We start from the raw sequence: 20,997 nt of genomic DNA on the forward strand, positions 1-20,997 counted from the left end.
AATTTTGAGAGGTCATGATGCCTACTCCTAATACGCCAGCAAAACTTCACAGCGATGCTCTGCAAACGCTGCAGGAGTACGATCTGCGAGATGTCCTTGAAGCCCTCTGTTCAACTCATGGAGCCGAGATTGTTGCCAAAGAGATCAGAGCGCTACCACCGCTGTCGCGGCAGCTGAGAGAACTACTATGACAGGCTGCTATCGACTGCACTTTGAGTAGTCAATTAACCTCGCCACACTACCCGGCACTATCTAGGATTCTCACAAAACATAGAAGCACGGGTAACAGCTTACTGCAATGGCGAAGGTTCCCAGCTCTGCCAGGTGGCTAAAGCCAGAGGGTTTCGTTGCGCTACGGATTGAAACAGACTTGCTTAACCTGCTTCAGAAGCAGAAGAACGCAGAGTTACGCGAATTAGTAGCTAAGATTCAGGTGATCAGTGCCCAGTCCTTTGCAGCAGAGCCAGAAGTCGGGGAATAGATGCAGATAGGCGATCGCGTTGTGTTTTTGAAGGGCTGGCCAAGTCAGCGCTTTGGAGTTGTCGTAAACTTCCGCTGCTGTCGTAATCCGCAACGTGACTATGTTCCTGTAGTGCTTTGGGATTTGGGTTATATCAGCTTTTCCTCGCCAGAGGAAACAGAGCTAGCGAATGAAGTGGGGCAGATTGAGCTACCGCTACCATGCAGCTTTTAACTAACCAATATCTTCCCTTAGCAGCAGCTATGGCTTTTTCTTGCCCGCGTCAGTGGATCGCCTGAGCAGAGATTACATATAGCCATCAGCCTGAAGTTTTTCGATGATAGCTTGCCGGATGAACTCACTTTTGGCTGTTCCCATACCGTCAAGAAGCTTACCGACTGACTCAGGCACTTTTGTACTGTAGACCTTTCTACCTAAAGTTTAGTGGAATGCTGAAGCACTTAATCGTGAAGCAGATTTTTATGCACCTAATGGAGAGGGCAAAACTAGCCCCAGCAGCGAAGAACTAATCGCTACTGAGCGAAGTGCTTCTTGGTACGACGCTGACTATGCTGATCCAGGGCATGAGCGTAACTTTGATGACGACTGGTGGCTTTGGTTTTGAAAAGTTGCATTCAAGGGGCAACTCTGCCCCTTAGAGCACATTAAAAACGCAATTTCTACTACCGTCATCAGGAACCCACATGATGCCCAATCAAGCACAAACCCCTACTCTAGTTCAGTTTCCCCAACTTGCTCAAAAGACCGCAGTATCGCTGCAACCACCTAGCAAGATTGGAGAATGGAGCTTGAGCCAGATCCAAGCAGCGTTGAGCCGTCCCTTGCCGCCAAAGCTACTCAGCCGCAAGACGATCAAGGGCAAACAAATCACTTTCATTCACTGGTACATAGCCAACAACATCTTGGATAAGTACGCACCTGGTTGGCGATGGCAGATTGTAAGTACCTATCTCTCTAGCGATCGCTTGTTTCTAGTAGGCCGTTTGACTATTCCTACGAGTGAAGGCCGTATCTACCGCGAAGCAACTGGAACAGAAGAACTCAAGCGCCTGAATGGCGATGGTGAAGCGGTAGAGCTAGCTTACGGCGATCCCTTATCGAATGCCGAAAGTATGGCTTTTAGACGAGCGGCGGCCAAGTTTGGTCTAGGTTTGTATCTCTATAAGGACTAGCCCGCAACTGGGGGCATTTGCCCCCTTGTCGCTACAGAGGAAAACCACTAAATATGCAACTTTGGATCTACCGCACTTCTGTTTATTTCGATGACGCCCGAACTGTGTTCGTCGAGTGGAAATGCTATCGAGTGATTGTTTGTCCGATAGAGACAGCTACTTGCTATCTCCCCTGCCAATGTATGGGCGAGACGGGCAACAGGTGGGATGGACATTTGAGGGGATAGCCACAGAGATTTGCTGCCAGCTCAGCGATGTTCGCTGGCAGTATCTAGAGATTTAGAGGAAAACAATTGAGGAATAAAACGATGAGCGCTTATCAACAAGAACTAAGGCAGCTAGTGGGCGCTAGAATCCTAGCAACCGATCTGGAAGAAGATCACCCTGATGCTTATTCTCACTTGGTGGTGGAGCTTCCGAACGGCGATCGCTGCTATGTATTGACTCAGGTGAATACCGAGGGCAATGGCCCAGGTCGCTTACAGCTAAATACAGCTTAAGAACAATAAAAAGAGAGTGTGCAGATTTTAGTATTAAAAGTGCGACAGCTGTCGCACTTTTAATACTGATTGAGGGATATGACTATCTGAGCGATTACCTTACTATCTGAGCAATTTTCTCAATCTCTTTTATGAGCTTTTGTCAACTGAGACTCTGCTTGGCGAGACTTTGCCAGGTGTTCCTCAATCACCAAACTTAACTTTTCCATCTGAGGGACAAGTTTCTCCTCCTCGGAATTTAGCTCCATTGCCTTCCATGTCTGTAGTTTGGAAAGCACTTGCTGAAGCAGTCTTTTTTTAAAAAGTGCGTCATCTGTCGTACTTTTCTTGGAAGCTGTTTCAGAGTCACCATATAGATGTCGTTGAACAGTTCGCATAGACTTCCCCACGACGACGGACAGCGCCGGAATTAGCGGTTTCTGCCCTTTCTTGGGACGTCCTTTCAGGTCTTCATAACCAGCAGATCTCAATTTTTCCGCGATCGCCTTAATTTCTGTAGGCGTATAGTCCCGACGCTTCTCATTTTCAGCCGCTTCAACTGCTAATGCTCGATCTGGCTCTAACTCAGAATTGAAAGGCATGATCTGGACAGGTATTTGCCCAGCGGGAAATCTTTCTGCATACGTATCCGGTTCAGTCTCTCGCAAATACAAAATAGCTGCTCGCCGATGACTACCCGCTAGTAGTCGATTCTGGCTGTCTACAACTAAAGGTTCTATCAAACCCAAGGCAGCAATGCTATCGGCTAGCTCAGCTACATGCTTTGCATCTAGCTCTCTTGTGTTGCCAAGGTGTCGATCGTGAATTTGATCAATTTGCAGCTTTGTGTTTGATGTATCTACGCTGGGTTGTATTTGTAACTCCGGCGAAATACTATGCCGATCGCCAAATACAAACGCACGCTCATTCAGAGATTTTCGTTTTGAACTCACGGCAACATCCCCATGACTTCTTTAAACAAAGCCTGATACTCTTTCGCTGCAGTTTTAGCCGCATCTCCGGGCATGTCAAAAACAGTAGCTACTTGACCAGGCGCATCTGCCAGAACTTGACGCTGAAAGATAATTGTCTTGAGTGTAGTAATACCTGAATTCTCAAGAACTGAGTAAGATTCAGTGGCCAATCGTGTTCCCCTAACAGCCCGTGATAAAAAGAGTGCTGCTTCTGGTAGACCATTACGGACTGATTGAGCCTGTTTGATGAGATAAGTGGCATCTCCAGCAGATTCTAGATCCAAAGCACTGGCTTGCACTGGGCAAATAGCTAAGTCTGCTCTTAGCAATATAGCTCTAACTGATTCTTGCAGTCCGGCAGGGCCATCAATAACCAGGTAATCATGACGTTCTGCTAGCTCTGGTATTTTATCCAAAATGGCGTTGGGATTGTTAATGGCAATATGAGGAATCTCATTAGTCATATTACTCAACCACCGCGAACTAGAGCGCTGTACATCAGCATCGATGAGCATCACGGAAGTTTTCTTCTTTCGCGCTAGCCAACAGGTAAGGTGCAGCGAGGTAGTACTCTTCCCGACCCCGCCTTTTTGATTAATGAAGGCGATTGTGGGCATAGATTGCCTGAAAATGTTTATGACTTGGATAATACTCTCTGTTGAGTAATGCAAACAAACTAAAGATGAGTGGCTAAAGCTCAATTGACGATAAATTTGAAACTTTCTCGTAATATGACTTTTACTGAAAGAGATGTCACCAGCTATCCAGAGCGGTCTTGGAGAGTCCGTTAGCCATCAGTAGGCGTTAGATACGCTCAAGAGGGTATATCTGAAGTAATCTATACAAAATTCAAAGTGAATGAGCGAATTAGTTGAGGGGTATGGAGCACTCCTCGGAGAAATCAAGCAGCGGATACGAACAGCGCAATATGAAGCGTTAAAAGCAGTTAATAAAGAGCTGATTGCTCTTTACTGGGATATTGGCAAACTTATTGCCACACGCCAACAAGGGCAGACATGGGGTAAATCGGTTGTTGAACAGCTCTCGCGAGATTTGAAATCTGAGTTTTCTGGTGTCAGTGGTTTCTCCAGCCGTAATCTTTGGAATATGCGTAGTTTTTATCTTGCCTATGCTCGGCACGAAAAACTGCAACCAATGGTTGCAGAAATTGGTTGGACTCATAACATGGTCATCATCGAGAAGTGTAAAGATGACTTTGAGCGCGAGTTTTATCTCCGAATGACTCGAAAATACGGCTGGACAAAGCATGTGCTGATTCATCAGATTGAGAATCAGGCTTATGAAAGAACACTGCTCAATCAAACTAATTTCACTGAGACTTTGCCAGCTGCACTGCAATCCCAGGCGAAGCTAGCCATTCGAGATGAATACATTTTCGACTTTCTGGAATTAGACGAAGTTCATAGCGAGCGTGAACTTGAACGAGCTATTTTGAGCAAGGTTGATGCCTTTCTTAGGCAGATGGGAGGGATGTTTGCCTTTCTAGGTAGCCAGTATCGAGTAGAGGTTGGCGATCAGGAGTTTTTCATTGATTTGTTACTTTATCATCGACGGTTACGCTGTCTAGTTGCCATCGATCTTAAGATTGGGAGATTTCAGCCAGAGTACGTTGGTAAGATGCAATTTTACCTAGCTGTCCTCAATGATCAAGTGCGACTTGACGATGAAGGTTCTTCAATCGGTATCATCCTCTGTAAATCTAAAGACAAAACGATTGTTGAGTATGCGCTAAAAGATTCAGATAAGCCGATTGGAGTAGCAACCTACCAAATTGTTTCGCAGCTTCCTCAAGAACTTAAAGGACAACTGCCATCGCCCGAAGAAATTGCTCAGCTACTTGAAGGCGTCGAATGACCTAACAGTTCTGAATTTGCAAAATTGCATCTCGCTGTTGATTGAGTCGCAGGTATGCAGGATGAAAATGCGATCGCAGAAATGAGAAAGCCTTTTTGTTACCTAAGAAGCGAGAGTCATTATAGAGCAGAAACACTGGAAGCGCTGGCTAACCGAGACATGGCACTTTGGGATCGGGTAGCGTAAATTTGAACTAGAGTTGCTGCCACCCGTAGATGAACGCGAAGTGGGTACGCGCCAGCTCAACCAGACGATTCAGCAGTTATTGAATCCGCCTAGCCCAGCTAAAGCTGAACTGGTTAGAGCCGGGATGACGCTGCGAGAGGGCGATTCTCCTATCGGAGACACTTCGTGAACGCATCCTGCAGCAGAAGAACGACTATGACCGCGAAGTCTTCAACGGCGACCTGGGCGTGATCACCGCTATAGACGTTGAAGCAGCAGAAGTAATGGCTCAGTTTGGCGATCGCCAGGTTTGCTACGACTACGCAGACCTGAACGAAATTACGCTAGCGTTTGCGACGACGATTCACAAGTCCCAGGGCAGCGAGTATCCGGTGGTGATTCTGTCGGTTTTCATGCAGCACTATGTGATGCTATCGCGCAACCTGCTCTATACGGGGGTGACGCGGGCTAAGCAGTGGGTCATTCTGGTGGGGGCGCAGAAGGCGATCGCGCTGGCCGTGAAGCAGATCAAGTCGCAGCAACGCTATACAAGGTTGGCCTATCGTTTGTGTTTAGATGCTTAGCGATAGTTGGCCTACGCTGAACTCCATCTTTGCTAGCAAAAATCGTTAGTGTAAATTTTTTGTGTAATTAAGCTGCGATCGCAGGGCAGTCTATCACTGGAATCCGGGTTTACAGGCCGTATAAATAATGAGCACTGCGTTAACGCCCACGAGCGTTACAGACGAGTCAGCAATTTCTCCATTGCCGGTTATACTACGCCCAGCCAGTTGCAATGGGCAGGAAAATGCAATGAGTCAGCAGACCCAGCTAGTTGACTATCTGCAGCAAGAACTGGCGGTTCCAGCAGAGGCAACTGCTTTGGGGCTGCGGCAGTCGGCTGCGATGCCGAATCTGCTGCCAATGGTGCTGTGGCAGTATGGATTGGTGACAACGCCTCAGCTAGAGCAGATATTCGACTGGTTGGAAGCAAGGATTGTTTAAAGTGGAACGAACAGGCTTGGCAAAGTAAAGCTGTGTTTGTGAGGGTGGATAAATAATCGTTTAGGAAAGATAAGCCCTGTTGCCGAAGTACGGATACATGGGCAAGATTTGGGAATAATTTTCTACGAAAGTTTACTGAGACTTCTTTTCTGAACTTTTGCCATTCCACAGCTTTCTCCACCAAAGCCGCAATACATAAGCCTAATTGACTTGCTCTATGCTGTCTCCTATCTTTGCAACCTGTGTTCCTAGAGATGAAATCTTAGCCGGAGACCTGTCTTTAGAGCTATTTGCCGCCAAGCTGCGGTTAGTGGTCGAGGGTAGAGCACCTCAGGTTTACCAAAATCCTGAAGTCTTTTTAGCCAATACATTTGCGACAGATGGTTTACGAACGCTGATCGCCGAAGTTTATGGCAGGTTTACGGGCAAGACAGTTGGTTCTCCAGTCATTCGGTTAGAAACTAGCTTTGGCGGCGGTAAAACGCACGATGAGATAGCGCTTTGGCATATTGCCAAACGCGGACGTGACATTCAGGGATTGGAACGATTCGTCGAAGATTTGTCGCTCATTCCAGGTCGGCCTATTCAAGTTGCGGCGATTGATGGCCGCGATTTAGATCCAGAGTCGGGTGTGTATCATGCTGAGTCGGGCATTACTACCTATACGCTTTGGGGAGAGATTGCCTATCAGCTCGGTGGTATTGAAGGCTATCAGCTTTTGCGAGGATCGGATCAAAAAAGAGTCAGTCCAGGAACTTCTGTGATTGAGCGTTTAGTCGGCGATGAACCGACGTTGATTGTCATTGACGAGATTGCTAGACATCTGAGAGCGGCTAAGGCAGTTCTCGTCGGTCAAAGCACGCTAGCCGAGCAGGTAGTTGCGTTTTTGTTCTCGCTGATGGATCAGGCCGGTTCCTGCAGTAACTTAGTTTTTGTCTACTCCCTCGCCTCCGCTTCAGATACCTTTGCTAAAGAAACCGCAGAAGTGCAGCAAGAGCTAGTGCGTGCCTCCGCTCGTCAGGAACGGGTGCTGAGTCCTAGTACTGATATTGAGATCTACAACATCGTCAAGCAGCGGCTTTTCAACAGTATTGAGGCTAAAGCGGCTAAAAGTGCAGCAGATAGCTACTTGCAGACCTTTCGAGCAAGCCGGGTGGATTTACCGGATGGTTGCAAAGAAGCGTCCTATGCCACGGCGATAGAAAACAGCTATCCGTTCCATCCGGAGTTATTCAACTTATTGACTAAAAAGATTGCCTCGATTCCAGAGTTTCAGCGAACACGGGGAGCCCTACGTCTGTTTGCTAGAGTTGTGCGCTATCTTTGGCAGCACCAATCAGAGCGAGTGTCGATGATTCATCCCCATCACTTGCCCATCGGTATTGATGAGGAGATTACCAGCGATTTGACCTCTCGGCTGCAGCGATCGCTGATGCGCCTACCGATTGCGGCTGACCTGTACAATCCCAATGGCCGGGAAGCCCACGCCCAACTGCAGGATCAGGAGTGGCAAGCAGCTGGCAAGCCACCGTTTTCGAGCTGGGTGGGTCGCACCATATTTCTTCATTCACTGACTCAAGGCATCTCTTCCGGGATTCATTACCCAGAGCTAAATCTGTCTTTGCTGACGCCCAATATCGAAATTGGCTTTGTCGATCGCGCTTTGGATCGTCTCAGTCGGGTGGCCTGGTATCTAGATGTGGATCCCATCACCTCACTGGCCCGGTTTAAGGAAGAACCTTCAATCAACAAAATCATTGCTGAGGAGAAAGCGCAGGTCGGTATTACCGAAGCGAAAGAGAACCTCAGGACTCGCCGCGACACCATTTTTGCGACTAAATTCTTTGAGCTAGTGGCTGGTCCTGAAGGCTCTCATGAAGTAGATGATAGGGCTGGCGAGGTGGCTTTGTGTGTCATCGACTTTAACGAGGCTAAGATCAAGTCTTCGCTGGATAGCCCTCCGGCTATTGTCGAACAGATCTTCAATAACACAGGCGAGTCGGGCAAGTTTCGGGTCTTCCGTAATCGCCTTCTGTTTTTGCTGGCAAATGAACAGGAGCTTGAGCGGGCGATTGACATTGCCCGCGAATATAAAGCGATTCAAAACATTCTCCGTAGCCCCAATCGTTTAGAGGATCTCTCCGAGACCCAGCAGAAGCAGCTAAAAGTGAAAGAAGGAGAAATGGACTTAGCTGTGCGAGTGGCATTGACCAATGCTTACCGGCATCTGTTCTATCCGGCCAATGACCCAGTCAAGGCTCCCAAAGGTTTAATGCACTATCCTCTACCGGCTCAGGATGCCAGTACAATCAAGGGCAACCGCAACCAGCAAGCTATTGTGCTGAAGGCGCTTAAGGACTGTGGCAAGGTGCGAGATGAGAGCGCTGCGGCCTATGCTCCCGCCTACGTGCTGCAGAAAGTTTGGCCACCGGGAATTGATCACTGGACAACGAAAGCTTTGCGAGAGCAGTTCGCTAAAGATCTGAGCCTAAATATTTTGCTGGATGCAGAGGTATCCAAGCTCAGAGAGACGATTCGACGCGGGCTGCAGGAAGGGCACTGGGACATGAAAGCGGGCGATCGCCTCTTTATCAAGACTGATGCGCCACCGCCGCTGCCGGAAACGATCGAATTTTCTGAGCGAATGGAGCTATACCGTCGCGGCAACTTAAAACCGCCGGAGCCTAGAGTGATTGAGCTAGATGCGCAGGTCATGGCTGGAGGCGGAGAAGAGCGTGCTGTCCAGGTGCGCTGGCGTGCCCGTGAAGCTTTAAAGGTCAGCTTGTATGCAGACGGGCAACTGGTGGAAAGTGACCGGGAGTTTCTGCCGTCAGATGCCTATGAGGGCATGATTACTCGAACGACAGCTTATCGACTGGTAGCGGAGTATGGTACTGGTGAAACAGCCGAGGCGACTGCCCAAGCCGTAATCTATACAGCAGGCAGTACTCCCCCTCCTAATGGCTATGAGCTGCGAGGCAATTATGGCAGTCAGGGAACGCTGCTGGATCGTCCGATGCAGTGGGAGCAAGCGGGTAGTCCTACTAAGGTGTTTAATGATCTGGCAGACTGGCTCACCGATAGGTCTATGCTGGCTATTACGGGATTAGAGGTGACGGTCGCTGAGGTCACTGACTACCGTAAGCTTGGTACTACTTTGCCTTTACTCGTGCGCTATCAGCTAGAGGTGGAGCAGTTCATCACGCTTCAGACGGGGCAGCAGTTTGTGCGGTTGGAGTATCAGGGAGATGTGCGGGGATTTCAAAGTTTTTTCAGTACGCTCAACGGTTTGCTGAATCAGCCCAATACCGAAGCTAGCTTAAACCTGAAGATCTCATTTAGCTTCGAGCCAGCGATCGCCCCTGGTAGCTCAGACCTGAAGGCGCTGCAGCAAGCGCTGACGCGCAATCCGGTAGAGCGGCTGAATCTGCTGGTCAGAGTAGAATATTGACCTGTGTGTTTCATTCTGCTGCTGCGGGTAGGTTGAGCGATGCAAGAGTTTCAATTGCGGGTTGCGCCGCTGAGCAATAATGACTTTGCCCTGGAGCTATATCAGTGTGCTTACAAAAAGGCGGGGCAGAAGAAACGGCCAGCGGCTAAGCGGCTAGGACGGCTGAAGGGGAAGCCGCTCGTGCAGGCGCGCACGGCAATCTACAAAGCGCTGAAGGCCAACAATTATGACCCTAAAACGTTGAGCTATAGACGGCAGACGCCCTATATCCTGGATGAAGAATCAGGGGTGAACCTGGCGCTACTGTTCCAGGTGCTACAGCCGCTCTCAAAGCCGGAGCGGATTGCCAATATTACTGACGGTATCGTGGCGATGAGCAACGAGGAAGCCCATTACTGGTTTGCTAAGGTGAGCAACGGCAAGAAGCGGCCAGCGCTCAAGGCCATGCGGGTTTTACTAGGAGACTAATCATTGAAGTTACCGTATGGAGACAGAGTCAGCCCAGCTCAGATAATTCAAAAGTTAGAAACCTATGCCTTAAATTCAAGCCACTCTAGCGGTAAGCACAAAGCTAGACTATTTCGAGCCAAATTAGGTATTACGCTAGAGAACAAGGAACTCTTGGTGAACGCTCTATTACAAGCTGCAAGCGTAACTGGAGCTGCTATGACGATCTCCGATCAGTATGGCGATCGCTATGTAATTGACTTTTTGCTGAAGACTGAAGTCGGTGCATCTCTTGTCCGCAGCGCCTGGATTATTCGCCGAGGAGAAGCCTATCCAAGACTCACCAGTGTTTATCCTATTCAAGGTTGACAGGATGTCTATAAAAACAATTCAGCTCCACGATATGGTGGCTTTAACTGAAGATACTCAGGCTCAACGTTTTCCATCCGGTGAAAAGATTCTGCTTCGACGAGGGCAAGTTGGCACGGTAGTCGAGGAGTTAGAGCAGGGGAAAGCTTTTGAAATTGAGTTTGCTCAAATAGATGGTCAAGCCTATGCCATGCTGCCGGTGACAGCTGAAAAACTGATGCAGCTTTACTACGAACCGATTGAGTTGGCAACTGCTAGCTGAATCGATAGCTGAAAGTATGAGATAACGCTGATGCAGCTTGCGGATATAAGCCCAGAATGTTTAGAAATCATCAGAGCCGTGCGGTGGGATCGTATTATCGAAAAGCACGAAGGGCCTGATAGCTGGGCGGCAGTGCTGCGATGGCATGATCCGGAGTTTTTGATGGTTGAGGGGCATCCGGTGCTGTTGCCAGTTGACCAAGCTAGACATCGCAATATCACGATTTTGCGGACGATTTGGAGTGAGGACGGCCATTCGCTGACGCTGTTTCTCCAAGATAAGACCTATGATGATCACTGGTCGGCAAGTGGCTTTATGGCGGTTTGCGATCGCCTGCCAGGACAGGACTTTTATCTAGCGATTCTCTATCACGAGTGGTTTATTCTTGAGCCGCTCAGCGCCCAAGTCGAGACGCTGTAACCTGTGTGAGGTAAATCTGTGTGGAAACAGCGGATACAGGTAATTCAAGGAGATATTACCCGTCAAGAAGTTGAGGCGATTGTCAACGCGGCCAATGAGTCTTTGCTGGGTGGCGGCGGTGTAGATGGAGCCATTCACCGGGCGGCGGGGCCAGAGCTGCTGGCAGAGTGTCGGACGCTGGGAGGCTGTCCTACAGGAGAAGCCAAAATTACTCAGGGATATGGTTTACTGGCGCAGTGGGTGATTCATACGGTGGGGCCAGTATGGCAGGGCGGCCAGCACCATGAGGAAGCCCTGCTGGCAAGCTGCTATCGCAACTCTCTAGCGCTGGCGCTGACGCATTCTATTCGGACGATCGCATTTCCGGCTATTAGCGCTGGCGTCTATGGGTTTCCGCTGGAGCGGGCTACGCCTATTGCTCTAAAAGTGGTGCAGGCGTTTCTCAACGAGCAATCTGAGATAGAGCAGGTTAGATTTGTCTGCTTTAGCGATCGCGTCTATGCGACCTATCAATCAGTGCTAGAGGCGATGTGAGCGCTTGCCGTTCTAGAGGCCGTCAGCTCGAACAATAAGTTTTTGTAGAGTCGCGATCGCGGATTGGCGGGTAGGGCACGGCTTTTTCTAGAATTAACTCCTATCGCCCAATTTTTAGCTTCGTATTTTATGACGACTCCCAAGCGCCCGTCTGTGTTCATCGAGAAAATCTTTCCGGTGACGCTGCTGAACCAGCAGGTGTATTACGAGCATGGGGGCAACCCGTTTAAGGGGCTGCATCGCTGGTATTCGCGCAAGCCGCTGTCGTTTAGTCGGGCCAGTGTGTTGGGGTCGCTGCTGCCGGATACGGTGACGATGGAGGAGTTTGAGTATCTGCTGGGATTGGAGCGGCGATTTGGGGGACAGCCGGATACTACCACCAAGCTCTACAAAACGCCGCCTTCACCGGAGCGCATTCAGCAGGTGCATGACCTGTGTGAGCAGACCTGGGGCACCCGCACGCCGACGGTGCTGGATGCGTTTGCCGGGGGTGGCAGCATTCCGTTTGAGGCGGTGCGGTATGGGCTGAATGTGCTGGCGAGCGACCTGAACCCGGTGGCGGTGGTAACGATGAAGGCGGCGATGGAGTACCCGCTAAAGTTTGGGCCAGATTTGCAGCATGAGATTGATAAGTGGGTGAAGTGGGTCGGCGATGAGGCGGAAAAGCGGTTGGCGGAGTTTTTCCCGTCGCAGGAGGGGGAGAAAATCCAGCATTATCTTTGGGCGCACACATTAGTTTGTCCTGCTTGTCAATCGACAATTCCCTTAAGCCCAAACTGGTGGCTATATCGGCGTACAGAAAAGACGAATCTTGACAAATGGTGTGCAGTTAAGCTGATTCCAGATCCTACAAATAAAAGCGTTAAGTTTGAGGTCGTAAAAGGCAGAAAGGGAAACGGTCTTACCATTACAACTCAAGCAGGTGAATTCGATCCAAGTATTCACTCAACTATTGGCAGAGGAGTAGGCAAGTGTCCTAACTGTGATGCAGTTATTGAAGATGAAGTCATCAAGGCATTTGGTCAAGAGTTTGGTTATGGTTATCAGCTATATGCTATTGCCTTTAAAGAGGGCAGTAAGTCAGTTGACTTCAGATCTCCTACAGATATTGACCTGGAGGGCTTTAAAGAAGCTTCTAAAACCCTAAGAAACAAGCTTCAAGAATTTCTGGCTAATGGTTTTATTCCAGTTCAAGAAATACCTTCTAATACTCATAGAGGTCCAGATATGTACCTCTATGGAATCTACAAATGGTTGCAACTCTTTAATGATAGACAGCTATTGTGTTTTGCTATATTGACTGAAGTAATCAATGATGCTCAAAAATTAATCAAAAAAGAAAGACCTAATTTTTATGAACCTATATCTGTTTATCTTGCTCTTATCTTAGATAGATGCATCGACAAGAACTGTCGGTTGTCTCACTTAGATGCTGTTACTGGCTCAGTCAAGCCTGCCCTTGGGCAACACTCCCTAAGCCTGTTTTGGAATTTTCCAGAAATTGGAATAGACGGACTATTTTGGGAATATGAAGGAGCAAGAACCTTGTCAGACTTCTCTGATATATGCAGCCTTCTTGAAACGTCGCAAGATTCAAGTAAGATTCCTGGTTTAGAACAAGCAAATTTCAAAAGTATTGAAGTGAATGCTTATTCGGCTGACTCCCTTTTTCACTTGCCAGATGGCTCAGTAAACACCATCGTGACTGATCCACCTTATTATGACTCTATTAGATATGGAGAAATAGCTGACTTTTTCTATGTATGGCTTCGCGTCAATTTACTGAATGTTTTTCCTAACTTTTTTCTTGATGAACTAACTGATAAAGAGCGTGAATCGATTGCTAATCCAGGAAGGTTTAGAGATTTAGGAGACTCTGCTTCTGAACTTGCAGATCAAGACTACGAAGCCAAAATGGCCCTTGCCTTTACCGAATACTTCCGCGTCCTCCGCGACGACGGCGTTATGACCGTCCAGTTCAACCACAAAGACTCCGGTGCCTGGGACGTGTTGGCCAAATCCCTCATTGATGCAGGCTTTGAAATCACCGCCAGTTGGGCCGTCAGCACCGAGAACCCGCAAAACCTGCACCAGGCCCAGAAAAACTCCGTCTCCAGCACAGTGCTGTTGGTCTGCCGCAAGCGCGATCCCAACGCCGGTTCCGCCTGGTGGGATGACCTGCGCCCCGAACTCGCCAACCTGGTGGAGCAACGCGCCCCCGAATTTGAAGCCAACGACATCGGCGGCATCGACCTCTACCTCAGCGCCTTTGGCCCTGCCCTCAACGTCTTTAGCCGTGCCTGGCCCGTACTCGACAGCTCCGGCGAAGAAATGCGCCCCGAAGTGGCCTTTGCCGAAGCGAGAAAGGCGATCGCGAACTACCGCTTCCGCAAACTACTCGAAGCCGACACCGCCGGGTTCGACCCCCTCACCCAGTGGTACATCCTCGCCTGGGATGCCTTTCGCGCCCGCGAGTTCCCCTTCGATGAAGCGCGGCAGCTCGCCCTTGCTGTGGGCGGCTTCAATGTCTCTGACCTCGCCAAAACCCATAAGCTAATCGACTCCGCCAGCGGCAAATGTAAATTCCTCACCCCCCAGCAGCGCCTGAAAAAACGTGCCTTCTCTACCAACCCTGATGAATTCTCCGCTGCCGCATTAGTTGATGGCTTACACGTAGCGATCGCCCTCTACCTAGAAGAACAAAGCATCGACCCCGTCCGCCGCTTCCTCAAAGCCACCGGATTGCTCAGCAACGACCTGTTCATGCGGGCCTGGGAAGTGGCTCTTAAAGTCATTCCCCGCATCGGCGACGAGCGCAAGCGTATCCCTGAAGAAAAGGCTCTGGCTGATCTGTGGCTGGCAATGGATGAGATTCAGGCCAAAGTCATTTATGTGCAGCCGGAGTTGGAGTTTGAGGGAGGGCAGATGGGGCTGTTTTAAACAATTCATCTACTGATTGGGATCTGTTTAGCCATGAAAGAGGCCATCATTTTTGTTTCAGGATTTGACGCCCAGAGTCAAAACTATTTTCTTGATAACTTTCTGGTTCCTGGGTTGCTAACCCAGCTTGAAGATTTGGATATCAAGCTTGATCCTGAAGATGTCAAAATTCCGGGACAGACCGGCAAGCGTTTTTACCATCAGCTAGAAACTGACAGAAAGATAATCGACATCTATGAAGTCTATTGGAATGATTTGGTCAATCGCTTGAGCAGCCAAGATACCAAACAGAAGCTGGGTAGAGGGTTGAGCATGATTTTCTATTGGATTGTTTACAATTGGAAGATCGCAAAAATATCGCCTGCTTTTTTCTTTCAAACAAGTATTATTCTGATACTGATATTGCTATGGTATTTCGGCATTGTAGTTCTATTTTTAGCAGCTATTGCGAATCAGCCAGAACTTGAATCTTCTACCTTTATACAGAACATTCTGGCTCCTGCTACTCAGTGGGCTACTAACGGTTTTGGATGGCAGGTTTGGCTAGTTATCAGCGCCGTGTTAACATTCTTGCCACTACCCATCAATTTTATTGTTGATCTCATCTATTTTTTAACCTGCTATCTACGCAACGAATCAATTAAAGGTACCCCCCCAATTAGAGCACTCCTTCGTAATCGCGTTAAACAGTCAGTTGATAATGTTACCAGCGAAGGGTCTTACGACAAGTTGACCGTCTTATCTCACAGTATGGGTGGGCTTATTGCAACAGACTTTTTAGCAGACTATCACGATCAGCAAAGCCAACAGCTTCGTTTCATCACCTGGGGGACTGCTCTCGAAAGTAGTTCTACAGTAGCGGACTGGTTAAAGCTGGAAATCAAAAAATGCTTGGAAAATCCTTATGTTGGATGCTGGGATGATTTTTATTCTAAGCAAGATTGGCTATGTTCCAAAGTGCCAGTAATCAAGAGTCAGTCTAAATCTAAGCTGGTTTCTAAACACGTTTCGTTCAAGGTTTCGTTGTTCAAGCAGTTTAGTGGAGAGTCTCACATGGAATACTTTTTTGACTCCAAAGTTCTTCGGAATTTAATCATGGGATAGATTCTATCGTTCGTCAGCTTGAAATTATTGTGAAGGTAGCTTCCAGAGACAGTTATGAAAGTCAGAGGCATCAAACGGGGCAACACCATCGAATTAATTGACCAGACCATTAATATTCCTGATGGTACAGAAGTCATGCTGATCATTGAAGAGCAGTCAGCCGTTTCCCCGGAAGAATATCTAGAAGGCTTGCAAATCCTGTTCGCTGAACCCACTTCAGACGATTTTATAGAAGCCATGAAACGGGTAGAACACGAGCGTCAACTTTCTTACGAACTGGCTCAGCTCAATCTGCGACTGCAAACCTCTGCCGATGATACGCCCCTGACTGAGTTGATTGGCTCAGCTCCCGGTAGCTTTGCCACTCCCGAAGAGGCTGATCAGTTTATTCGCCAGGAACGGGACGCATGGGATTACTAGAAGCTCTACAGGGCGAGCGGATTTATCTAGATACCAACGCCTGGATCTATGCCTTAGAAGGTTTTTCGGAGTTTCGAGCAGAACTGACACTGCTGTTTGGGCAGATGCAGGCCGGGACATTGATGGGCGTTACCAGCGAGTTAACCCTGGCAGAACTTCTGGTAAAGCCCTGTCGAGATGAAGATGAATCTCAACAAGCTCGCTACAAAAAAGCGATTTCCAACCGCAAAAACTTCTTCATTGTGCCGGTCTTGCGCGCTCTGCTTGTTGACGCAGCAGCCTTGAGAGCGAAAACCCAGCTCAAGCTACCCGATGCCATCCATGCCGCGACGGCCTTGCGGGCAAACTGTACAACTTTTCTGACCAACGATCGCCAACTCAAAAAGCTGATAGGTATTCCAGTTGTGTTGCTTTCAGAGGTCATTACAGACAGATGACTCATGTAAATACTCATTCTCTCACCAGTTATCCCTGGAAGATTAGCTACGCCAGCGACACCAGCAATCCCGTTGCCGACTTTTACATTCCCGCTCTAGAGCGCTCTACTCAGTATGATCGCAAATCTGGCTTCTTCAGCAGCGCCATCCTCAGTCAGGTTGCCGGAGGCTTAGGGGCCTTTCTACACAATCAGGGCCAGATTCGCCTAATCATGAGCTGTCACCTGAGTAAAGCTGACCTCCAGGCGATTCAAAAAGGCTATGCGCTACGTGATGCTGTCGCCGCACGGCTTGATGCCAGCCTCACCCCGCCTGAAAACTTTGCCCAACTCAAACGTTTCGAAATTCTGAGCTGGCTGATTCAGACTAATCGCCTTGATATCCGCATTGCCATTCCGCTGCAGCACAACGGCCTGCCGCTTGATCCTGACGCTGCCATCAATACCCACTACCTTTATCACGAAAAAGTTTGTCTCTTCACCGATGCAGAAGGGAACCAGATCGCCACCACTGGCTCCAATAATGAATCTAAAGGGGGCTGGAACTACAACATTGAATCCTTTCATGTTTTTTGTTCCTGGGAAGGCTCCCGTGATTTAGCTCGGGTGCAGTCGGAGCTGCTGCGGTTTGAACAACACTGGCATAATCAAATCGCCAACGTGCGGGTCTTTGAAGTTCCTGACGCCGTCAAACGCAAACTCATTCGCTATGCGCCCGCAGCTCAGCCCACCTGGACACCTGCTGACGAATTCAATGGCCGTTTGCTGGATCAGCCAGAGCGCGATCGCCTGACTGCAACACCATCCGAATCAGAGAATAGCGACGAGGCTACCTCGGAAAGCCCAGTGGATGCAGAAACTTTAGCCCGAGAGCAGGAACAGTTGCGGGCGATCGCCAACATCCACACACATCCCGGTTGTTTGGCCGCCTGTCTTGACTCTATCCCGATTCACCCTTGGCCTCACCAGCTCAAAATTCTGAAGCGTGTCGCCGCTGAGTTTCCCCGCAGCTTTCTAATTGCTGATGAGGTAGGTCTGGGCAAGACTATTGAAACTGGTCTGATTTTGCGATATCTACTAGTGGCTCAAAAAGTAAAACGGGTACTGGTACTCGCCCCTGCCAGCGTTCAACCTCAGTGGCAAGAAGAACTGCGCGAAAAATTCAACCTGCACTTTTGGAGCTATACCCAAGGCACGTTTCAAGATCCCTACGGCCAGACGCAGCAACCGATTGGCAATCCTTGGAATACTCAAGACCTGATTTTAGCCTCTAGCCACCTAGTTCGTCGTCAGGAGCGTATGGAGAAGCTGTTGAACGCGGCTCCCTGGGATCTGGTCGTGCTAGATGAAGCGCACCATGCTCGCCGTAAATCGCCTCAAGCCCGCAAAGAAACGCCGAACCGGCTACTTGAACTGCTCCAACAGCTTCGAGACATGACTCAAGCAATGGTGCTGCTCTCAGCAACTCCCATGCAAATAGACCCCATCGAAGTTTTTGATCTTCTAGATGTGCTGGGATTAGACGGGCATTGGGCCTATGGTGATAACTTCTGCAACTACTTTGCCTCGCTAGCGGATCCGCCCACACGGCAACTGCTAGCGTTCTGGCAGGCTCTCTCCTCAGATTACTTTCAACAGGGCTATCAGCCTTGTCCCCGGCTCCAGGCTAGGCTCAGACAGCAAGATCGGATGCTCGCTAGCCAGGTAGAAGATGTCTGGCGCGGACGCCTCAAGCTTGTCAGCGATCGCCAGTATGTCAACAATTCGGCTTTCATAGAAGCCTCCCGGCAGTTCCTGGCGACCAACACGCCGCTCAAGGACAAAATGTTTCGCCACACGCGAGACACGCTACGAGAGTATTTTCGTTTGGGTCTATTGGATAAGGACGTTCCATGTCGAATCGTGTTCGATAATGCCATTACCCTAGAGCCAACCCGTGAAGCGGAACTCTACCGCCAGGTGAGCCACTATGTACGCCATTTCTATCGACTAGCGCAAAAAGAGCAGCGCCGGGCTTTAGGCTTCTTGATGACCTTGTATCGTAAACGTCTGACCAGTTCCTTCTATGCGATTGAGCAGTCTCTACAGCGGCGGCTAGAAGCCCTAAAAAATCAGCAAGGGAGCGGTCTCACGGCTGATGACCTGAATGAGCTTGACGACATTGATGAACCCATTATCGACGGACTAGAAGACTTCATTGAACCAGTCGATCCCAGAGAGATTGAGTATTTGGAGTCTCTACTGCGCCAGTTTGGCAATACCGGAGAAGATACCAAGCTAGCCCACTTTATCAGTGTCCTACGACAAGAATTAGTGAAGCGAGAAAGTGCGATCGCCTTTACTCAGTACACCGACACAATGGATTTTCTGCGCGAGCAATTGCGGGAGTTGTATGGCGATCAAGTCGCCTGCTACTCGGGACGCGGCGGTGAGCGATGGCAGGACGAGCAATGGGTTAGCGTGCCTAAAGAGGTGATTAAGCACCAGTTCCGGCAAGGTGATATCAAGATTCTGCTCTGCACTGAATCGGCCAGTGAAGGACTCAACTTACAAACCTGCGGGGTGCTGATTAACTACGACCTGCCCTGGAATCCTATGCGAGTCGAGCAGCGCATTGGCCGCATCGACCGGATTGGCCAGCGATATTCCACCGTTACCATCCACAATTTCTACTATGACGGGACAGTAGAGGCGAAGGTCTATCGCAGACTGCGCGATCGCATTGGTGTATTTACCACAGTCATCGGAAACCTGCAGCCGATTCTAGCTCAGACACCCAACTTCATCGAGCGAGCCACTATGAGCGTGGATGAAGCAGAAGAGGATGTGCTGCTCTCTGAGTTTGACCAGGTGCTGGCAACCCCGCCCTTACAGCCAGCCCTAGATGACATGGTGAAGCGCGATGTTGAAGCTGATCTGCAAGAGATTCAACAACCGTTATCACCGAATCCGTTTGGCTGGGAGACGATTGAACAAGTTCTCACCCAATCAGTTCTATTACAGCGCCAAGGGATCCGCTTCCTCTCAACTGAGCCACACGTTTGGCAACTCCATTACGGCGATCGCAGCTACCCCGTCACCTTCAATCCTGAACTCTTTGCAGAAAGACCTTCACTTCGCTTTATGAGTTGGGGAGATCCGCTATTTGAGATGTTGGTGAAGCTAGCCTGAAAAGCTATCTTGAAGTGGCCGATATTGAAACTCCTCACCTGTGTCCCCTTTCTACAATTTTCTGAAAGGCTGGGTTAGGCACTGAGTTAAAGCGACTACCATTAAGTATTCTTCTGGATAGCGAAGTGATGGATATAGCAGCTTCCCCGCTCAGCAATCAGCAAAGGACATCAGACTCTGAGATTCCGATTCTGCCTTATAGTCTACTCGTAGGTCAGGAGATGCTGAAGCTGGCTTTGGAGCTAGCCTACATTGCGCCTCGGTTAGGCGGGGTGTTGCTGAGTGGCCAACGCGGTACAGGAAAATCGACGGCTGTACGGGCCTTTGCCAAGATGGTTTATGGTGACTTGCCTATCACCCTGCCGATTAACGCTACGGAAGATCGAGTCGTGGGTGGCCTGGATGTAGACAAGCTGGGCCATGGCAACGATTCTGGACAAAAAGAGCCATTTGATCTAGAACCTTTGCCACATAAGGATTTGAATATGAGACTGGCATGAGACTGATGAATTACGTGGAGAACAACGTGGGGGAGACGATCGGCGTTTGATAATCAATGATTGGTGGATGATGATCTAAGTTCATCAGGTAAGTCCCAAAGCGATTAATGTGATGCGTCCAATAGGGACTCAAGGCTGAGATCGCTTCGAGCTCGATAACATGGCCTTCCGATACCAGCTGTTGAAGCACCTGGCTGAGTGCAAAGACGTTGTGAAAGATGAGGCTGTTAGCCACTAAATGGTTGTAGCGGATCAACTTTCGCTGCTCTTCCCGATTATTGGTTGCGAGGACACTACCGCCAAAGGACAGCCACTTGGCAAATTTGTTGAAAGCTTCTGATTTGTTGGTGGCCGCCTGAATCGTTGCTCTTAAATCAATATCATCGATGTATTGCAGAATGAAGCCACTGCGAACGACACATTCCAGTTCGTGAAACGCTTGATAGAGATTGTTTTTGCGGCTTTTAGTCCCGAGCTTACGCAGAATTGTGGCCGCTCGAATTTTGCCTTCTTTGACCGACCAAGCGACCCGTAACATATCGGGAAGGTACGTTTCAATCAGTTCCCAATTGACCCAGCAATTCTCAGTATGGCAATTCAGCTGGTATTGGGCGGGATGTTTAGTTCTAAACCTTCCAGCATGAAAGTGAGCAGATGATCCCAACTGTCGAAACACAGCAGCAATTCTCATTTTGGCGAAAGGCTGTTCAAGCCTTTCGCCAAAATGAGAATTGCTGTGTCAATTACCTCTTGACGGCTCGAAGCAAAAAAGTAACATAAAGTACAAAAGCA

Annotated in this window: 19 protein-coding genes and 3 pseudogenes; 18 read left to right on the forward strand and 4 right to left on the reverse strand. The window is 49.0% G+C overall.

Annotation, left to right across the window (positions count from 1 at the left end):
* Window positions 1–14 precede the first annotated feature (14 nt).
* Complete coding sequence (locus tag ACTS3T_RS11365) at window positions 15–191, forward strand: hypothetical protein (RefSeq protein ID WP_377968065.1); 177 nt, start codon at window positions 15–17, stop codon at window positions 189–191.
* A gap of 224 nt (window positions 192–415) precedes the next feature.
* Here the strand turns inward: ACTS3T_RS11365 and ACTS3T_RS11370 are convergent, their stop codons facing one another.
* Window positions 416–574 (reverse strand): hypothetical protein, encoded by a 159-nt coding sequence (locus ACTS3T_RS11370; protein ID WP_377968064.1) that lies wholly within the window; start codon window positions 572–574, stop codon window positions 416–418.
* A gap of 590 nt (window positions 575–1,164) precedes the next feature.
* On the opposite strand from ACTS3T_RS11370, the gene ACTS3T_RS11375 reads away from it, so the two are divergent.
* Window positions 1,165–1,653: a Rad52/Rad22 family DNA repair protein gene (locus ACTS3T_RS11375; protein ID WP_377968063.1), complete on the forward strand. Its 489-nt coding sequence runs from the start codon at window positions 1,165–1,167 to the stop codon at window positions 1,651–1,653.
* A gap of 308 nt (window positions 1,654–1,961) precedes the next feature.
* Entirely contained in the window at window positions 1,962–2,153 is a 192-nt protein-coding gene (locus tag ACTS3T_RS11380; protein WP_377968061.1) for a hypothetical protein, read from the forward strand.
* A 119-nt stretch (window positions 2,154–2,272) separates the two neighbouring features.
* Here ACTS3T_RS11380 and ACTS3T_RS11385 read toward each other — a convergent pair whose 3' ends face one another.
* Both ACTS3T_RS11385 and ACTS3T_RS11390 read right to left on the reverse strand, forming a co-directional pair.
* Window positions 2,273–3,085 carry a ParB N-terminal domain-containing protein gene (locus ACTS3T_RS11385; RefSeq protein ID WP_377968060.1) on the reverse strand — a complete coding sequence of 271 codons (813 nt, stop codon included), beginning with the start codon at window positions 3,083–3,085 and terminating at the stop codon, window positions 2,273–2,275.
* Window positions 3,082–3,723, reverse strand: a complete 642-nt coding sequence (locus tag ACTS3T_RS11390) for an AAA family ATPase (protein WP_377968059.1) — start codon at window positions 3,721–3,723, stop codon at window positions 3,082–3,084. Before ACTS3T_RS11390 ends, ACTS3T_RS11385 begins: the two co-directional genes overlap by 4 nt.
* 241 nt (window positions 3,724–3,964) lie before the next feature.
* Here ACTS3T_RS11390 and ACTS3T_RS11395 point away from each other — a divergent pair, with 241 nt between their 5' ends.
* From ACTS3T_RS11395 to ACTS3T_RS11465, 15 genes and pseudogenes are all read left to right on the forward strand, one after another.
* Window positions 3,965–4,981: a PDDEXK nuclease domain-containing protein gene (locus ACTS3T_RS11395; protein WP_377968058.1), complete on the forward strand. Its 1,017-nt coding sequence runs from the start codon at window positions 3,965–3,967 to the stop codon at window positions 4,979–4,981.
* 190 nt (window positions 4,982–5,171) lie between these two features.
* A pseudogene (locus tag ACTS3T_RS11400) lies at window positions 5,172–5,730 on the forward strand (ATP-dependent DNA helicase); the annotation flags it as partial.
* Between the two features lie 229 nt (window positions 5,731–5,959).
* A complete protein-coding gene (locus ACTS3T_RS11405; protein ID WP_377968057.1) occupies window positions 5,960–6,151 on the forward strand; it encodes a DUF2949 domain-containing protein in 192 nt (63 codons plus the stop codon).
* A gap of 217 nt (window positions 6,152–6,368) precedes the next feature.
* Window positions 6,369–9,602 (forward strand): ATP-binding protein, encoded by a 3,234-nt coding sequence (locus ACTS3T_RS11410; RefSeq protein WP_377968056.1) that lies wholly within the window; start codon window positions 6,369–6,371, stop codon window positions 9,600–9,602.
* A gap of 39 nt (window positions 9,603–9,641) precedes the next feature.
* The gene (locus tag ACTS3T_RS11415) at window positions 9,642–10,070 is read left to right on the forward strand and encodes a DUF7680 family protein (RefSeq protein ID WP_377968055.1); all 429 of its coding nucleotides are present in this window, start codon (window positions 9,642–9,644) and stop codon (window positions 10,068–10,070) included.
* A gap of 3 nt (window positions 10,071–10,073) precedes the next feature.
* Window positions 10,074–10,418 carry a DUF6883 domain-containing protein gene (locus tag ACTS3T_RS11420; protein WP_377968054.1) on the forward strand — a complete coding sequence of 115 codons (345 nt, stop codon included), beginning with the start codon at window positions 10,074–10,076 and terminating at the stop codon, window positions 10,416–10,418.
* Window positions 10,419–10,422: 4 nt separating this feature from the next.
* On the forward strand, window positions 10,423–10,680 hold the full coding sequence (locus ACTS3T_RS11425) for a DUF4926 domain-containing protein (RefSeq protein WP_377968053.1): 258 nt from the start codon (window positions 10,423–10,425) through the stop codon (window positions 10,678–10,680).
* A 30-nt stretch (window positions 10,681–10,710) separates the two neighbouring features.
* Window positions 10,711–11,100, forward strand: a complete 390-nt coding sequence (locus tag ACTS3T_RS11430; RefSeq protein WP_377968052.1) for a hypothetical protein — start codon at window positions 10,711–10,713, stop codon at window positions 11,098–11,100.
* Between the two features lie 18 nt (window positions 11,101–11,118).
* Complete coding sequence (locus tag ACTS3T_RS11435; protein ID WP_377968051.1) at window positions 11,119–11,634, forward strand: O-acetyl-ADP-ribose deacetylase; 516 nt, start codon at window positions 11,119–11,121, stop codon at window positions 11,632–11,634.
* A gap of 129 nt (window positions 11,635–11,763) precedes the next feature.
* Window positions 11,764–14,574, forward strand: coding sequence for a DUF1156 domain-containing protein (locus ACTS3T_RS11440; RefSeq protein WP_377968050.1), 2,811 nt, complete (start codon window positions 11,764–11,766; stop codon window positions 14,572–14,574).
* Between the two features lie 33 nt (window positions 14,575–14,607).
* Entirely contained in the window at window positions 14,608–15,678 is a 1,071-nt protein-coding gene (locus tag ACTS3T_RS11445) for a serine aminopeptidase domain-containing protein (protein ID WP_377968049.1), read from the forward strand.
* Window positions 15,679–15,732: 54 nt separating this feature from the next.
* Window positions 15,733–16,098 carry a hypothetical protein gene (locus ACTS3T_RS11450; protein WP_377968048.1) on the forward strand — a complete coding sequence of 122 codons (366 nt, stop codon included), beginning with the start codon at window positions 15,733–15,735 and terminating at the stop codon, window positions 16,096–16,098.
* Complete coding sequence (locus tag ACTS3T_RS11455) at window positions 16,086–16,535, forward strand: type II toxin-antitoxin system VapC family toxin (RefSeq protein ID WP_377968047.1); 450 nt, start codon at window positions 16,086–16,088, stop codon at window positions 16,533–16,535. The genes ACTS3T_RS11450 and ACTS3T_RS11455 overlap by 13 nt, the downstream gene beginning before the upstream one ends.
* Window positions 16,532–19,705: a helicase-related protein gene (locus ACTS3T_RS11460; protein WP_377968046.1), complete on the forward strand. Its 3,174-nt coding sequence runs from the start codon at window positions 16,532–16,534 to the stop codon at window positions 19,703–19,705. Before ACTS3T_RS11455 ends, ACTS3T_RS11460 begins: the two co-directional genes overlap by 4 nt.
* A gap of 128 nt (window positions 19,706–19,833) precedes the next feature.
* Window positions 19,834–20,133, forward strand: a pseudogene (locus ACTS3T_RS11465) (hypothetical protein); the annotation flags it as partial.
* Between the two features lie 82 nt (window positions 20,134–20,215).
* On the opposite strand, the pseudogene ACTS3T_RS11470 reads toward ACTS3T_RS11465, so the two are convergent.
* Window positions 20,216–20,779, reverse strand: a pseudogene (locus tag ACTS3T_RS11470) (Tn3 family transposase); the annotation flags it as partial.
* Between the last annotated feature and the right edge of the window lie 218 nt (window positions 20,780–20,997).

This window comes from Almyronema sp., assembly GCF_052168255.1.
Lineage (GTDB): Bacteria > Cyanobacteriota > Cyanobacteriia > Phormidesmidales > Phormidesmidaceae > Sphaerothrix > Sphaerothrix epifaneia.

Coding starts and splice junctions, on each gene's coding strand:
- ACTS3T_RS11390 (WP_377968059.1), bottom strand. CDS start 3,723: ATGCCCACAATCGCCTTCATTAATCAAAAAGGCGGGGTCGGGAAGAGT.
- ACTS3T_RS11415 (WP_377968055.1), top strand. CDS start 9,642: ATGCAAGAGTTTCAATTGCGGGTTGCGCCGCTGAGCAATAATGACTTT.
- ACTS3T_RS11460 (WP_377968046.1), top strand. CDS start 16,532: ATGACTCATGTAAATACTCATTCTCTCACCAGTTATCCCTGGAAGATT.
- ACTS3T_RS11380 (WP_377968061.1), top strand. CDS start 1,962: ATGAGCGCTTATCAACAAGAACTAAGGCAGCTAGTGGGCGCTAGAATC.
- ACTS3T_RS11365 (WP_377968065.1), top strand. CDS start 15: ATGATGCCTACTCCTAATACGCCAGCAAAACTTCACAGCGATGCTCTG.
- ACTS3T_RS11440 (WP_377968050.1), top strand. CDS start 11,764: ATGACGACTCCCAAGCGCCCGTCTGTGTTCATCGAGAAAATCTTTCCG.
- ACTS3T_RS11375 (WP_377968063.1), top strand. CDS start 1,165: ATGATGCCCAATCAAGCACAAACCCCTACTCTAGTTCAGTTTCCCCAA.
- ACTS3T_RS11455 (WP_377968047.1), top strand. CDS start 16,086: ATGGGATTACTAGAAGCTCTACAGGGCGAGCGGATTTATCTAGATACC.
- ACTS3T_RS11445 (WP_377968049.1), top strand. CDS start 14,608: ATGAAAGAGGCCATCATTTTTGTTTCAGGATTTGACGCCCAGAGTCAA.
- ACTS3T_RS11395 (WP_377968058.1), top strand. CDS start 3,965: ATGAGCGAATTAGTTGAGGGGTATGGAGCACTCCTCGGAGAAATCAAG.
- ACTS3T_RS11410 (WP_377968056.1), top strand. CDS start 6,369: ATGCTGTCTCCTATCTTTGCAACCTGTGTTCCTAGAGATGAAATCTTA.
- ACTS3T_RS11430 (WP_377968052.1), top strand. CDS start 10,711: ATGCAGCTTGCGGATATAAGCCCAGAATGTTTAGAAATCATCAGAGCC.
- ACTS3T_RS11425 (WP_377968053.1), top strand. CDS start 10,423: ATGTCTATAAAAACAATTCAGCTCCACGATATGGTGGCTTTAACTGAA.
- ACTS3T_RS11450 (WP_377968048.1), top strand. CDS start 15,733: ATGAAAGTCAGAGGCATCAAACGGGGCAACACCATCGAATTAATTGAC.
- ACTS3T_RS11405 (WP_377968057.1), top strand. CDS start 5,960: ATGAGTCAGCAGACCCAGCTAGTTGACTATCTGCAGCAAGAACTGGCG.